Consider the following 14098-nt stretch of genomic DNA (forward strand, 5'->3'; position numbering starts at 1 on the left):
CGGGTTCGCGCGAACCACCGGCCGACCGGGCTTCGGCCGCGGCGCTGGCGTGCATCGCAACGGTGGATCGCGGCTCCCGCCGCTGCTACAACTCGGCCGTGCGAGACGCGTCAGGGCTTGCCGATGGTCGCCCGCGGCGCCTTGCCGGAGCCGATCACCGCTTCGGCGCGCAGTTCGAACGTCGCGTCCTTCGAATACAGCCCGCTTACCGCCACCGCCGTCCAGGCGGGGTAATGGTCCTTGAAGAACTCGCGATGCGCCTTCAGCACCGGCGCGATCCGCTCGCGGAATTCGGCCTGGTCGCGGGCGACGTGGAAGCTCTGCAGTTCGACCACGTCGTCCAGGTCGGCGCCGGCGCTGCGCAGGTGCTTGCGCAGTTCGACGAACAATGCGCGCGCCTTGGCTTCATCGTCTACGCCGTCCGGGGTGGGAATGCCGGACACGATGACCCGGTCGCCGATGCGCACCACCGGCGAGTAGTGCAGGTCGCGATACGAGCCTTCCCAGCCCGGCGGCGCGAAGTGTTCGCGGGTCGGGGTCGCGGCGTGCGGCCCGGCCGGCGCGGCGAGCGCGGCGCAAGGGACGAACAGCAACAGCAGCAGCGATTTCGGCATGACGGCGCTCCGGCAACGGGTGCCGCCATTGCGCACCAGCGCGGCGGCACCGTCTTTGCCCGGCATCGCGATTACGTTGTGCGGCGCTCGCGCATGCGTGAATGCGCGGCGCGGTCGCAATCGCAGCCGCCGCGCGCCCGACCCGATCCTGTTCGATCAGTAATCGCTCGGATTCGGGCTGTAGCGCACCGGCACCTGGATCGTCGCGCTGCCGCCCGGCGCCAGGTTCACCGTCAACGCCACGCTGTTGCCGCCGATCGTGCCGCCGCTGGCGGCGCCGCAGGTCGAGCCGGGGCTGGCGGTGCATTGCCATTGCGCGGTCAGGGTCATGCCGGCCGGCAGGGTGTCGCTGACCTGGGCGCCGGTGGCCGCGTCGCTGCCGTCGTTGTTGACGGTGATCGTGTAGTTGCGCGCGTCGCCCGGCGTGTAGGTGGCCTGGTCGTCGCTCTTGCTGATCCGCAACGCCGTCACCACCGCGCGGTTGGTGATGGTGCAGGTCAGGTCGTTGCCGGCGTTCGGCGTCAGCGTCCAGTCGACCGGGCCGGTGCCGGTCGGCCCGCCGGGCACCGGCACCGCGCCGGTGCTGCCGGCGTTGGCGACGCAGGCGATGCTCTTCTGATAACGCGCGAACGGCGTGCTGCCGGCGCTGAGCGCATCGCGCAGGGTGTAGCCGGTGGCCGAGGCCAGCAGTTGCGCGCCGGTGCCGGCGCTGGTGCCGGTACCGCTGGTGGCGGCGCTGGCGACGACGGTGGCGCCCTGCAGCAGGCTCACGGTGAACTGGTCGGCGGCGTTGGCGCGCGCGGCCACCTGCTTGTTCAAGGTCACTCGCGCGTTGGCCAGGGTCAGCACGTGGTCCTCGACTTCGCCGTCGCTGGCGCTGCCGGTCGGCGCGGCGATCTGCGCGGCGTTGCTGGCGATGCGCAGGCGCATATAGCTGCGTCCGGTCTGCACGCCGGCCGGCACGGTCCAGTTGAGATTGACCGTGGTCGTGCCGGTGCAGGTCGGGCTGTTGTTGGAGGTTTCGCCGGCGTCGTTGAAGTCGCCGTCGCGGTTGAAGTCGATCCAGCCGCGCACCGTGCCGGGCCCGGTGCAGGCGATCGCCGGCGAGGTGTAGGTCGTGCCCGGCAGGGCCGCGATCGTGCCCAGCGGCGCGGCGAACGCGTCCTCGTCGTCGCTGCCGAGCAGGTCGTCGCCGTCGGCGTTGGCCGAGAACTGGGCGAGCGATTCGGAGTCCAGCGCGGTGCCCAGGCGGGTGCTCGGCGGCACCAGATTGGCCAGGGCGAAGCCACTGGCGTGGATGTCGGTGGTGGTGCCCGCGGTCAGGGTGCCGCCGCTCCAGGTGAACTGCGCCAGGTGGATCGCATCGCCGTAGCTGGCCGGCGCGTCGCCGTGGTCGGTGGAGTCCACCACCACCACGCCCAGCGCCACCGCCGAGCCGCCGCCGCCGCGGAACTGCACGCTGGCGCGGGTGGCGTTTTCCATGAAGGCGATGCCCATCGGGCCGGAAGAACAGAACGGCGCCGCGCCGAACCGCAGCGTACTGCTGCCGCCGCTTTCGGTCAGCGTGGTCGGGGTGCCGTCGGCGCAGTTGGAGGAGCGGAAGCGGTCGATGATGCGCCACACCGTCGGCAGTCCGCCGTTGGTGCTGTTGATGGTGGCCTGCAGGTATTCGGCGCCGGAGGACTGCTCGGCGTCGGCCACGACCAGGCCGTCGAGCTGGTAGGCCGGCGGATTGGATTGGCCGGGCGCGCCGAGCGTGGCCGAACAGGCGAAATCGAAATTGGCGGTGACCCCGTCCACGCGGTTGCGCAGGCCGATGTCCATGGTGTTGGCGCTGCCGGTGCCGCCGATGTTGTACAAATCGTCCAGGCCGTCGCCGGTCCAGTTGCCCGGCCGGTAGATGCGCAGGGTCGGCCCGGTGCCGCCGCTGATGTTGCTCAACGAACAGGTGACGCGCAGTTCCTGCCCCGACAGCGGGATCGTGTTGGTCACGGTGGTGCCGGCCTGCGGGATGTTGTCCGGCGTGGTGCCCCAGTCGAACCAATAGATGTTCTGCTTGAACCGGCCGGCGCCGCCGGTGGCGAACTGCGCCTGCGCGACCAGCGGCGACAACAGGGCGGCCAGGCCGATGGCGGCGATCGCCGCGAACTGCGCGGCCAGGCGGGCGCGCGGGCGGCGCGCGGAGAGGACGAGGGTCATGCGGACTTCCGGTTCGAACGGCGGACGGACGACGCCGGGCGGACGGGCCGCGCGCAAGACCAGGTCAGGCGCCCTGTCCCCCGCTTAGGCGTGCCGAGAGTGTGCCAATCGAGCTGTCAACACCACTTGAAATACGCAGTCCTTGAGCCCGCGACCGTCCTTCCAACCTGAACGACGTTCAGGCAACCGTGCTGGTATTGCGCAGCAAATAGTCCAGCGCCAGGCCGGCGAAGATCGTCAGGCCGACCCAGTGGTTGTGCAGGAATGCGCGGAAACAGCGCTCGCGCTCGCGCCCGCGCGCGATGACGAACTCGTACGCCACCAACGCCGCCGCCGCCGCGAGGCCGGCGTAATACCACGGCCCCAGGCCGGCGCGCTGGCCGACCAGGAACAAGGCGGCGAACATCAGCGCGTAGAGCACGCCGATGGCGACCAGATCGAGTTCGCCGAACAGGATCGCGGTCGACTTCGAACCCATCTTGAGATCGTCCTCGCGATCGACCATGGCGTACCAGGTGTCGTACGCGGTCGACCACAGGATGTTGGCCGCATACAACAGCCACGCCACCGCCGGCACCTCGCCTCGCACCGCCGCGAACGCCATCGGGATGCCCCAGCCGAAGGCCATGCCCAGGTAGACCTGCGGCAAGTGGGTGTAGCGCTTGAGATAGGGATAACTGGCCGCCAACACCACGCCGACCGCGCTCATCAGCACGGTCAGCCGGTTGAGGGTCAGCACCAGCGCGAACGCCGCCAGCATCAGCGTCGCGAACACCGCCAGCGCCTCGCGCCCGCGCACCTCGCCGGTGGCCAGCGGCCGGTGCTTGGTGCGCTCCACGTGCGGATCCAGCCAGCGGTCGGCGTAATCGTTGATCACGCACCCCGCCGCCCGGGTCAGCCAGACCCCGGCCGAGAACACGAACAGCACCCACAGCGACGGCATCCCGCCGGCCGCGATCCACAGCCCCCACCAGGTCGGCCACAGCAACAACAGCCAGCCGATCGGCCGGTCGCCGCGGGTCAGCTTCCAATACAGGGACAGGCGCCGCCGCCAGTCCGGCGCGGGCAGGTGGGAATGGGCGCGTTGCATAGGCCCATAGAGTAACGCGCCGGGCTCGCAGGCCCGACCCCGGCCCGCCGGGGCCCCTTGCCCAATGAGGCGGCCGGCCCGACCGGGCCGTCGCGCGGCGGGCGCGGCGGCGCGAACGCGCCGGCCCAGGCCGGACGTCGCTGACCCGCGGCCTCACCCAAATCGCCGGATTCCGTTATGATGCACGGCCGCACGCCGCGACCCGGCCGTGCGCGATCTCAAAGCGCCTGTAGCTCAGCCGGATAGAGTAGCGGCTTCCGAAGCCGTTGGTCGGGGGTTCGAATCCCTCCAGGCGCGCCATATTCCCGGCGGGAAACTTTCTCAGCCGTCCGCACGCCCCTCTGCGAGCCCCGTTACTGGCGGGTGTTTGCGAGGGGCGTTTGGTTTTGGGGGTTTCGGCTGGCGGCCGAATTTGACCGTTTTCCTCTCTCTCCCGCCCTCTTTTCTCCGGTCGGTTGGTCCTGAGACCAAACGCTGGTGTGCGCAAAGCGCCAAAAACAAGGTGGATTTGAGAAGGGGTACTTTCGCGGTTGGATCGGCCTTTTGATCACCCGGAGCGATTCGATCGGAACGCGCCGCCGTCGCCAGCCGGCGGAATCAGCCCGCAGTCCATGGCCAACCGCGCCAGCGCGATGTCCGTCTGTACCCCCAGCTTGGCCATGACCTTCGCCCTGACCGTGCGGATGGTCGACTCCGTTAGGTCCAGCTCCAGCGCAATCTCGGCGTTGCGCTTGCCCTGCACCATCAACATCGCGACCTCCAACTGGCGCGGGCTGAGTTGGTCGAACGGCGTGGTCTCGAACAGCACGCGCGCGCCCAACGCGTCGTCCAGATAGCGGTGTCCGGCCGCGACTTCGCGTACCGCGCGCACGACCGCGCTGCCGTCGCGCGCCTTCGACACGTAGCCCATCGCGCCGGCCGCCAGCAGCCGACGCGGCACAGGGCCGCCCTCCAGCACCGAGACGATCAGGACCTTCAAGTCCGGGTGCGCCTCCAGCAACCGGCGGGTGACCTCCAAGCCGTCCATGTCCGGCAGGTGGTAGTCGCACAGCACCACATCCACCCGACGACGCGCGATGGCGGCCAGCGCGTCCTTTCCGTTCGTGGCTTCGCCCACGACGCGAAAGTCCTTCTGCGTCTCCAGCACCCAGGTCATCCCGATACGCACCAGCGGATGATCGTCGATCACAAACACACGAATCATTTTCGTCCTCGGCATAACACTTCCGGGACGGACTTAACCAACACGACCGCGACGCCATCAACTCAATCATTTCAAATTTGCTTTTCGCTGAGTCGAATCTCGGCACCGAACAAAATGTGACAAGCAAGCGCCGTAAATGCGTAGACAAACGCGCAACGAAAATCAGAGTTTTCCTACAGAAACTGGGTCGTCCCGTGGCTAGGCTGGCGCAGCCCTCGACTTCACCATGACGCATCGCCCCTGCGGCGGTTCAGCAAACTCAGGCAGGCGGCGGGCGAAGAGCGCGCCATATCGCAATGTGAGATCGCAATTGATGAAACTGGATCTCGACGGACGCGCTGCCGATTACTAGCGGGCAGGCCACACGGCCAACAAGGACGAGCAATGACTAAAAGCCTGAACCACCCGGAGCACCGGGCTGGACGCGCATCCTCTCAATGGCTGCGCTATGCGATTTGCGTCGCGTTGTGGCCCACGCTCGCGTGGGGCCAGGGCAACAAGGCGCCGTGGGAGGAATACGACAAGCTCATCCAGGGACGCGGCAAGGTCGTCGCCCTGACCGCGGACTTGTTCGGCGACTCGGTCGATCTCGCCAGCGGCGCGCTGAGCTTCTCGGCAACCGACGCCAGCGTTCCAGGCAATCAAGGCGGCCTCAGCGTCGCCGTGTCGCGTTCGTTCTCGGTCGGCAATCGCAAAGGCTATGGACCGAACGAACTGGCATTCGCCGACTGGGACATCGAGCTACCTCGCCTGACCGGGGTGTTCGCCGCCAGCACCGGCTGGGGCAGCCCCTGCACTCACCAGGGCAACGGCCAGCCGCCGCTGATCCAACAGCCCGCGTTCTTCTATCCGCACGAGTATTGGCAGGGCAACCGCATGATCCTGCCCGGCCGCGGCGCGCAGGACATGATGGTCGCCAACGGCACGGTGCCGGCCACTCCCTCCACCGGCGGCCCGTATCCCTGGTTGACTGCGGACCTGACGTTCTTTTCCTGCTTGCCGAATCAGAAGAACGCAGGCGGCGAGGGCTTCCTGGCGTTGACGTCGGACGGCACCAAGTATTGGTTCGACTGGCAGGCGCAGTTGCTCGAACCGACCCTGGAAAAGACCACGGCCGGCGGCAGCAGCGCCAGCGGTAACGTCACCTACCTGGGGAGGCGGCAAGTCTCGCTGTACGCCTCGCGCGTCGAGGACCGCTTCGGCAACTGGGTCAGCTACACCTACACCAATGCGGCGACCGCGCCGGTACGGCTCACCCGGATCGATGCCAGCGACGGCCGCGCGCTGACCCTGGAGTACAACGCCGCCGGCCACATCGCCAAGGTCAACGAAGGCGCGCGCAGTTGGGTCTACGAGTACAGCCGGCCCGGCGGCGTTAGTACAAGCCTGTCGGCCGTGGTCCTGCCGGACGGCTCGCGCTGGACCCTAGACATGGCAGCCCTGGCCAACGCCACGATCCTTTACGAGCAATCGACGCGTCCGGAGGACCTCGTCCGCAGCTGCGGCGATCCCGGCATCGTCGTCGGTCCGGGGGATCTGAGTGCGACCCTCACCCATCCCGCCGGCGCACGCGGCGTGTTCACGGTCGGCGTGCAGCGCATGGGGCGCTCCAACGTCCCGATGGTGTGCAGCAACTACAGCACGCCCAACAACAACCCCAACGACGACGTCGCCTACTACGCGCTGGCATACGACGGCTTCGCACTCAAGAAGAAACAACTGTCCGGGCCCGGCGTGACGGCGGCGGAATGGAACTATGCGTACGGCGCGCAGATCTCGTTCGCGCCGGGCACCGGCCCGGTCTGCACCAGCGGCGACTGCGGCCAACCGCGATGCACCTCCGACAGCTGCGCCGGCACCTCGACCACGATCATGCAAGGCCCGGAGTCGAGCTGGACCCGCTACACCTTCGGCAACAGCTACCGCTACAACGAGGGCAAGCTGCTGAAGATCGAGCGCGGCAGCAGCGCCAGCGCCATTGCGCGTACGGAGACGTTCCGCTACGCCTGGGCGCTGCCCGGCCAGCAGTTCGCGGCGCCGCTCGGCAGTACCCAGCAACCGCGCGGCGACGGCTTCAGTTCCGAGTATCGACGCCCGGAGATCGGCCGCACGGTGTCGCAGGACGGGGTGAACTTCGATCGCCAGGTCGCCACTGTGGATGCGTTCGCGCGCCCGACCCAGACCACCCGGTCCAGTTCGCTGGGTTTCAGTCGCACCGACTTGAACGAGTATTACGACGACACCGCGCGCTGGGTGCTGGGCCAGGGCAAGCGCCAGATCAACCAGAACACGGGCCTGGTCGTGTCGCAGGTGGATTACCACGCGGCCAGCGCTTTGCCGGCCAAGGTCTACGCATTCGGCCGCCTGCAGCAGGAGTTGGCCTACAGCCCCGACGGCACGGTGGCGAGCGTCAAGGACGGCAAAGGACAGGCGACGGTCTTGTCGCAATGGAAGCGAGGCATTCCGCAAGCCATCGGCTACGCCGACAGCACGGGCGAGTCAGCCAGCGTCGACGAGTTCGGCCTGATCGACTCGACCACAGACGAGAACGGCTACAGCTCCGGTTATCGCTACGACGCGATGGGGCGCTTGGCCGGTATCACCTACCCCAGCGGCGATACCGTTGCGTGGAATCCGATGTCGAGCGATTTCGCTGCCAGCGGCGCGGCCGCGTTCGGCCTGCCGGCAGGGCATTGGAGCCAGGTGCGTAGCGAAGGCAACAAGCGCGACCGGGTGTTCTTCGATGCCTATTGGCGTCCGGTGCTGGAGGAGACGTACGACGTCGCCGACCGTGCTGGCACCCTGAGCCAGGTGGTCAAGCGCTACGACGGCCTCGGCCGACTGGTCTTCCAGTCCTATCCGCTGCGCGATGTCGCCGACATCGGCGCCGCGCTGCCCGGCGTGCGCACGCGTTACGACACTCTGGACCGGCCGATCGCCAGCGAGCAGGACTCTGAACTGGGCGTGCTGACCACCTCGGTCGAGTACCTCTCCGGCTTCCAGCGCCGCACCACCAACCCGCGCGGCTACGCCACCAACGAACGCTTCCAGGTCTTCGACGAGCCCGATTTCGGCAGCCCGGTGCTGATCGAAGCGCCGACCGGCGTATCGACCACGATCGCACGCGACATATTCGGCAAGCCGCTAGAACTGATCCGGTCTGGGCCGAACGGCTGAGCCGCGTCGGTTCCGGTCGATTGATCAAGTTAGCCACGTCCAGGCGTGGCGTGTGCAGCATAGGTAAAGGAGCTCCGGATGAGCCGGATCAGTAAGTGGTGGCTGGGTGTCGCGTCGTACCTGCTGTTCGCCATGGCGGCATCGGCGCAACAGCCCAATCCGTATATTCATGTGGCGTTCGATTACCCGGCCGAGGGCGCGCAGTACGTCGCGCCCGCGAACGTGGCGATCAAAGCCACGGCGACCGTCCTTGACGACAACGTCTTCGTCACCTCGATCGTTCTCAACGGCGCCAGTGGGCAGTTGCATCAGGTGCAGGGGCCTGAGCTCACGTACACCTTGTCGAACCTGCAGCCCGGCAACTACGCGGTGTCGGTGATCGCGCGCAACAACCTCAACCGTACCGCATCGGCCACGCGCAAGTTCACCGTCATCGCGCCGGGCGAGAAGCCGCCGACCGTGTCCTTGCGTGCGCCGACCGGCGCGCCGTTCATCAATCCCGCGCAGATCGGCCTGACAGCCGATGCGGCTGACCCCGACGGGCAGGTCGTCAGCGTGGCGTACTACGTCAACGGCCTGTCGCTCGGCAGCGCCACGTCGGCGCCGTATCCCTTCACTTGGAACAACGTCGGCCCCGGCAACTACAGCTTCACCGCCGTGGCGACCGACAACAACGGCAAGCAGACCACCTCGGCGGCCGTCGCGGTCACCGTGGCGCAGACCACCGTTCGCGGCAACATCGACGGCGTGCAACCGGCCGGCAACGGCGAGTACCGGGTCACCGGCTGGGCCTGCACCAGCGGCCACAACGCGTCGATCGACGTGGAGTTCTACGTGGGCGGCGGCTGGCCGCAGGGAACCCGGGTCAGCGGGCACACCGCCTCGCTTCCCAGCGATTCAGGCATCGCCGCGGCGTGCCAGGCGCAAGGCACGGCCTACCGATTCTCGGTCCCGATCACGCCGGCGCAGCAACAGGCTTACGCCAACCAGGGCATCTTTATCCACGGCGTATCGCCGATTGGCGCGGGCAACCTGCTGATCGGCAACTCGGGCACTTACAAGATCCCGGCGCCGCTGCGGATCTCGCGCCGCTACGTCTACGACCAGTATCAGCAGTTGTGCAAGACCATCGAGCCGGAGACCGGCGCGACAGTCATGGACTACGACGCAGTCGGCAACCTGCTGTGGTCGGCCGCCGGACTCAACCTGCCCGATGCAGCGCAGTGCAATCGTGCCGAGGCGGCCGCGTCTGGACGGGTCGTCGCACGTACCTACGACGCGCGTAACCGGCTCAAGACCCTGAGCTTCCCCACCGGACGCGGCAATCAGGTCTGGAACTACTATCCCGACGGCCTAGCCCGCGAGATCACCACAGACAACGAGGGCACCGGACAAAGCCTCATCGTCAATCGCTACCAATACAACAAGCGGCGGCTGTTGAGCAACGAAGCGGTCACGCTCCAGAACGGCGCGGTCTGGAGCAGCGACAACGGCTACGACGCCAACGGCAACCGCGTCAGCTACACCACGCCGGATGGCCTTCAGGTCAACTACGCGGTCAACGCGCTGGGGCAGCAGACCAACGTCAGCTCGATCGGTCGGACTTACGCCTCCGGCGTCAGCTACTACCCGAACGGCGCGATTCGCCAGTTCACCTACGGCAACGGCATCGTTCACACGATGACCCAGAACGCCCGGCAATTGCCATCGCGCAGCGCCGATGCAGGCGCGCTTGACCTGGAGACCGGCTACGACGCCAACGGCAACGTCGGCCATATCCTGGATCGCTTGCGTGGCGATCACTACAGCCGCTGGATGAGCTACGACGCCTTGGATCGATTGTCCACGGCCGGTTCGTGCAGCTTCGGGGGCGACTGCTGGCATCGTTTCAGCTATGACGCGGTCGACAACCTGCGCGGTTGGTCGTTGGGCGGGGTCAAGAACCACCGTTATGTCTACAACGACAAGAACCAGCTGACCAACCTGCGCGACGGAGAGAACGGGCCGAGCGTGGTCGGCCTGGGCTACGACGTTCAGGGCAACTTGAACAACAAGAACGGCCAAGCGTACGAGTTCGACTACGGCAACCGCTTGCGTCGGACACCGGGGAAGGAAACCTACGTTTACGACGCCCACGGCCGGCGACTGAGCCAGTCGAATCGGGCGGATACGACGTTCGCGTACTCGTTCTACAACCTGGGCGGGCAACTGCTGTTCCGCTACGAAGGCCATGCGAACGAGGCTACGAACAACAATTACCCCGAGATCAACCGGCCGCACATCTACTTGGGCAGCAGCCTGCTGGCGACCGTCGAGTGGAACCGAGCGACCAGCACGGCGGAGACGAAGTACTACCACACCGATGCGCTGGGTAGCCCGGTCGCCGTGACCAATGCGGCAGGCCAGGTGGTGGAGCGGACCGAGTGGGAACCGTACGGCGCTACGATCGGGAAGCCCAATTACGACGGCGTGGGCTACACCGGGCACGTGATGGATGGGCGTACCGGCCTTACCTACATGCAACAGCGCTACTACGACTCGACCGTTGGGCGGTTCCTAAGCGTCGACCCGGTCACGGCTGACTCGGTGACGGGCGGGAACTTCAATCGTTACAAGTACGCGGCTAACAACCCATATCGGTTCGTCGATCCCGACGGACGGATGGATAAGACCTCTATTGATCAAGCCAATAGCGACTGGCAGTCCGAACAACGCAAGAACCCAGTTGATCGCCTTGTGGAAGCGGGCGCGAAGATTTTCTCGGGTATAAAGGACGACATACAGGCCATCGGCGCAGCGGCGCAGAACCCAGGTACAGCAGAGCCCACAGGAGCAATATTCCGGCTCGGCTTGCTGTTCGCTCCACCCATCGGCCTAGAGTCGCGGGCACTGACAAGCACGATGACTCAGGCGGCTGAGCAGACGCCAATTCGCGCAATCAATATCGAACGCATGGTTGGTCAGACCGCACAGTCTCATGCAAACAAGGGAATCCCACACCTGTTGAACTACATGTCTCCCGCAAGACAACGAGCTGTTTTGTCCGGAAGCCCTACTAGTGCTGCACACCTTGGCCACGCGGTACATGAGGCCACTGCCAAAAGCTTGGAAAGACTTTTCCCCGGTCGGTTCGACTACAATTCGACACGATCATTTGACTTCCTGGACAGGCAGACAGGCCAAGCGATTGAGCTAACAACTCCTGGACAGGTGGCAAGCCATGCGAACAGAGCGGCAGATATCGTAACCTACACCTTGCCGTAGGGCGCGTTATATAACGAGGCGCTTAATGAAAGTCACAGCCAAGACCACCGGACTTGTCGACACGAGTAAGTTGACATCATTAGAAATCACAGCGGATCGGATAAACGAAACGTTCCACGACATGCAGGTCGACTCGTTCCGCATTCAGGGGAGTAGACTGCAGGGATGTGTTTTTTCGAAGATTAGATCCAGGCAGGCCTGCCTTGGGTCGGGCCCCAGCATGTCTTACTTGGATGACTGTATTTTTGAAGGGTGCGACTTGAGACTTTCCGTTGCCGGAAATGCACGCCTTACAAGGTGCCGCTTTGTTGACTCGTTTCTCAGGGAAGTGATCGCACCCAACCTTGAACTAGTGGAATGCGTTTTTGAGAACACTACGATTAGTAGTGCCGTGTTCCATGGAAAGGTAATGGCTGATGACGTGAGAACTTTGGGACGATCAGTTAACGAATTTCGCGGAAATAATTTTTCTTCGGCGAAGCTGCGAGATGTTGGATTCAACACTGGCATCGTTCTAGCGGACCAGGTCTTGCCCGAAGGAGAAGAGTATCTGTATATCGCTGATACCAGCGCGGCAGTTGCATGGCTAAAAAATGCCCCCGTGCCCAAAGATAGAAAGGCAGAAAAAGAATACAAAGGACTCCTAGGACTCATGTCCTATTACACGTCGACCGGTCAAAAAGATCAGTTTATGACCGGGCCTTTTCCCCCAGGCTTCCGCGAAGCCGCAGCAACCTTCGGCTCTCTTTTAGCGTAGGCTTTGATAGAAGCCCCGGCAACGGGGCTTTTCCTTTCGCTGACCTATAGCGTCAAGAACCGCTGCTCCAACAGTTGCCGGCGGAACGAACGCCCCTTTGCGTTACCGAGCGCACCGACCAGCGCGTCGGCGCTAATGCCCATGCGCCCGAGTCTCGCCAGTTCATCCTGCAGGTCATCGGCGATGTCGGCTGAGCCGCTTGCTTCGGTAGCCGGCTCTGTTTGTGCGTTGGCGGTTCGCCCGCTCGATACGAACGCCCCCTCGACGGGGCGGAATGCCTCGGCCTCCTGCATCCTGATCTCCACCGCCAGCGCGCGACCGAGCATGACGCGCTTCCGCGACGATCGGCGTGCTGCCGGCGCTTGCTCCAGTCGCTCCTCCCGCCAGCCGCAGATCCAGCCGATGTCGGTGCAGAGTTTCAGCAGCTTTTCCTCAAGGCTGTTGTGCAGTCGGGTCGCCTGCCTGGGCGTTCGCGCTGCGCGCCGCGGTTGTCTGCGCTTCGTGTTCTTCATACTGCTTCGTCCTCGTACTTGACCTGCGTACACGATGCGGCCAGGCCGGCGGGAGCTCAAGCGCTTTCGCGATGCTGTGACGGTTGTGATGTTGGTGACGATTGCTCTCCTATGTTTAGTTCGGGGAAAGGGGTATATGCCCGGCTGGGCATGTCCTTCTCACCGAGATTGAACATAGAGGAGCAACCGTCACGAACGTCACCACCATCACGAAGGATAGGCGCTGTGATGGTGGTGGCGCTCGCTGTGTCCCAGGTTACTGCTCAACACCAACAACGGACAGAATCGTGTTTCCCGACGGCGAGTACTCGATGAAGGCCGGCTGGTCGTGGGTTACGGTATCGAACTGGACGGCGATTCTGAAATAGGTGTTCCTTCCGCCAGCGATCCACGGAATGTACGTGGTGTACCAGTTCCTGGGATGTTCGCATTGGACGACCTGCCACTTGCCTGTGTCGGGGTTCTGCACATACAGGCAGCCGTACGGGGGGGCGCCCGCGACGCGGTTCCAGGTCCAGTGGATGTTCGTGGAACCGACGCCCCCTCGGGGCGTGTACACCGTCTGCGGAGACGCCCAGATGTCCATCGAGTATCCGCCTGAACTGGCGGACGCCGTACCTTCGCCAGCGATGGCCGCGGTCGAGGACAGTGCGCCCATGGCGATCATCGCCAAGGTCAGCTTCGCTTTGCAGAAGAAGTTCATGTTCAATCCTTGTCTGCGTTCTGAGAGGAGAATTCCGGCAGTCCCGGCTATCCCTATGCGCCTATGGCCTCACTCTTGGGTCGGCCGGCTTCCATGCCTTTAGCTACTCGGAAAAGCCGGCTGGATAGGCTCACGCTCTTCTTCACTCGGATCTTTCGCAGCTGAACGTCCCTCATGCGCGCGTACGTTTAATCCGGTGAACGGATGTATGGGCGGCGAGGCGCGCCCTTCTCTTCCAGACGAACACAAAGCAAGAGCCGTTAGAACGTCACCACCATCAGAGGTTCGGGACGCTGTGACGGTCGTGACGCTTGTGATGGTGTATTCCGAGCTGCACATACGCGCTGAGGATAGAAGATGGCTGCAGTCACGCCCATGGTGGCGGTAGATCCGCCTCTACGTTCGGCCTGGAGAAATCGTATGCACCTGCCGGCATGCACTAGCCGGATATCAAAATGCTACGCAGCAGCTTCGTCGCCACCATAAAGGAAGGCGTAGACTCCCCGGTGACATCATATTCGCTGTTACTGACCCTAGGGCTCGCACCCTGAAGGTGCAACATAGACGGCAAATCAGCC

The 14098-nt window shown here is 64.8% G+C and carries 9 protein-coding genes and 1 tRNA gene; 4 read left to right on the forward strand and 6 right to left on the reverse strand.

Features of this window, described 5'->3' with window-relative positions; all coding sequences use genetic code 11:
- Nucleotides 1–110: 110 nt before the first annotated feature.
- The 3 genes from RDV84_RS06210 to ubiA all read right to left on the reverse strand — a co-directional run bounded on the left by RDV84_RS06210 (nt 111) and on the right by ubiA (nt 3903).
- Nucleotides 111–614 carry a Rid family hydrolase gene (locus RDV84_RS06210; protein ID WP_309152794.1) on the reverse strand — a complete coding sequence of 168 codons (504 nt, stop codon included), beginning with the start codon at nt 612–614 and terminating at the stop codon, nt 111–113.
- A gap of 156 nt (nt 615–770) precedes the next feature.
- Nucleotides 771–2813 carry a CshA/CshB family fibrillar adhesin-related protein gene (locus RDV84_RS06215; RefSeq protein WP_309152795.1) on the reverse strand — a complete coding sequence of 681 codons (2043 nt, stop codon included), beginning with the start codon at nt 2811–2813 and terminating at the stop codon, nt 771–773.
- A 178-nt stretch (nt 2814–2991) separates the two neighbouring features.
- On the reverse strand, nt 2992–3903 hold the full coding sequence (gene ubiA, locus RDV84_RS06220) for a 4-hydroxybenzoate octaprenyltransferase (RefSeq protein WP_309152796.1): 912 nt from the start codon (nt 3901–3903) through the stop codon (nt 2992–2994).
- Between the two features lie 223 nt (nt 3904–4126).
- On the opposite strand from ubiA, the gene RDV84_RS06225 reads away from it, so the two are divergent.
- Nucleotides 4127–4203 (forward strand) — tRNA-Arg (locus RDV84_RS06225).
- A gap of 247 nt (nt 4204–4450) precedes the next feature.
- On the opposite strand, the gene RDV84_RS06230 is transcribed toward RDV84_RS06225, so the two are convergent.
- A complete protein-coding gene (locus tag RDV84_RS06230; protein WP_057945725.1) occupies nt 4451–5107 on the reverse strand; it encodes a response regulator in 657 nt (218 codons plus the stop codon).
- Between the two features lie 384 nt (nt 5108–5491).
- Here RDV84_RS06230 and RDV84_RS06235 point away from each other — a divergent pair, with 384 nt between their 5' ends.
- The 3 genes from RDV84_RS06235 to RDV84_RS06245 all read left to right on the forward strand — a co-directional run bounded on the left by RDV84_RS06235 (nt 5492) and on the right by RDV84_RS06245 (nt 12305).
- Nucleotides 5492–8284, forward strand: coding sequence for an RHS repeat protein (locus tag RDV84_RS06235; RefSeq protein WP_309152797.1), 2793 nt, complete (start codon nt 5492–5494; stop codon nt 8282–8284).
- A gap of 78 nt (nt 8285–8362) precedes the next feature.
- A complete protein-coding gene (locus RDV84_RS06240; RefSeq protein WP_309152798.1) occupies nt 8363–11548 on the forward strand; it encodes an RHS repeat domain-containing protein in 3186 nt (1061 codons plus the stop codon).
- A gap of 409 nt (nt 11549–11957) precedes the next feature.
- Complete coding sequence (locus RDV84_RS06245) at nt 11958–12305, forward strand: hypothetical protein (protein ID WP_157490474.1); 348 nt, start codon at nt 11958–11960, stop codon at nt 12303–12305.
- A gap of 44 nt (nt 12306–12349) precedes the next feature.
- Here the strand turns inward: RDV84_RS06245 and RDV84_RS06250 are convergent, their stop codons facing one another.
- Both RDV84_RS06250 and RDV84_RS06255 read right to left on the reverse strand, forming a co-directional pair.
- Nucleotides 12350–12817, reverse strand: coding sequence for a hypothetical protein (locus RDV84_RS06250; protein WP_138884504.1), 468 nt, complete (start codon nt 12815–12817; stop codon nt 12350–12352).
- 256 nt (nt 12818–13073) lie between these two features.
- Nucleotides 13074–13520 carry a hypothetical protein gene (locus RDV84_RS06255; protein WP_057949869.1) on the reverse strand — a complete coding sequence of 149 codons (447 nt, stop codon included), beginning with the start codon at nt 13518–13520 and terminating at the stop codon, nt 13074–13076.
- Nucleotides 13521–14098: the final 578 nt, after the last annotated feature.

The sequence above is a fragment of the Lysobacter yananisis genome, assembly GCF_031199375.1.
GTDB classification, from domain to species: domain Bacteria; phylum Pseudomonadota; class Gammaproteobacteria; order Xanthomonadales; family Xanthomonadaceae; genus Lysobacter; species Lysobacter yananisis.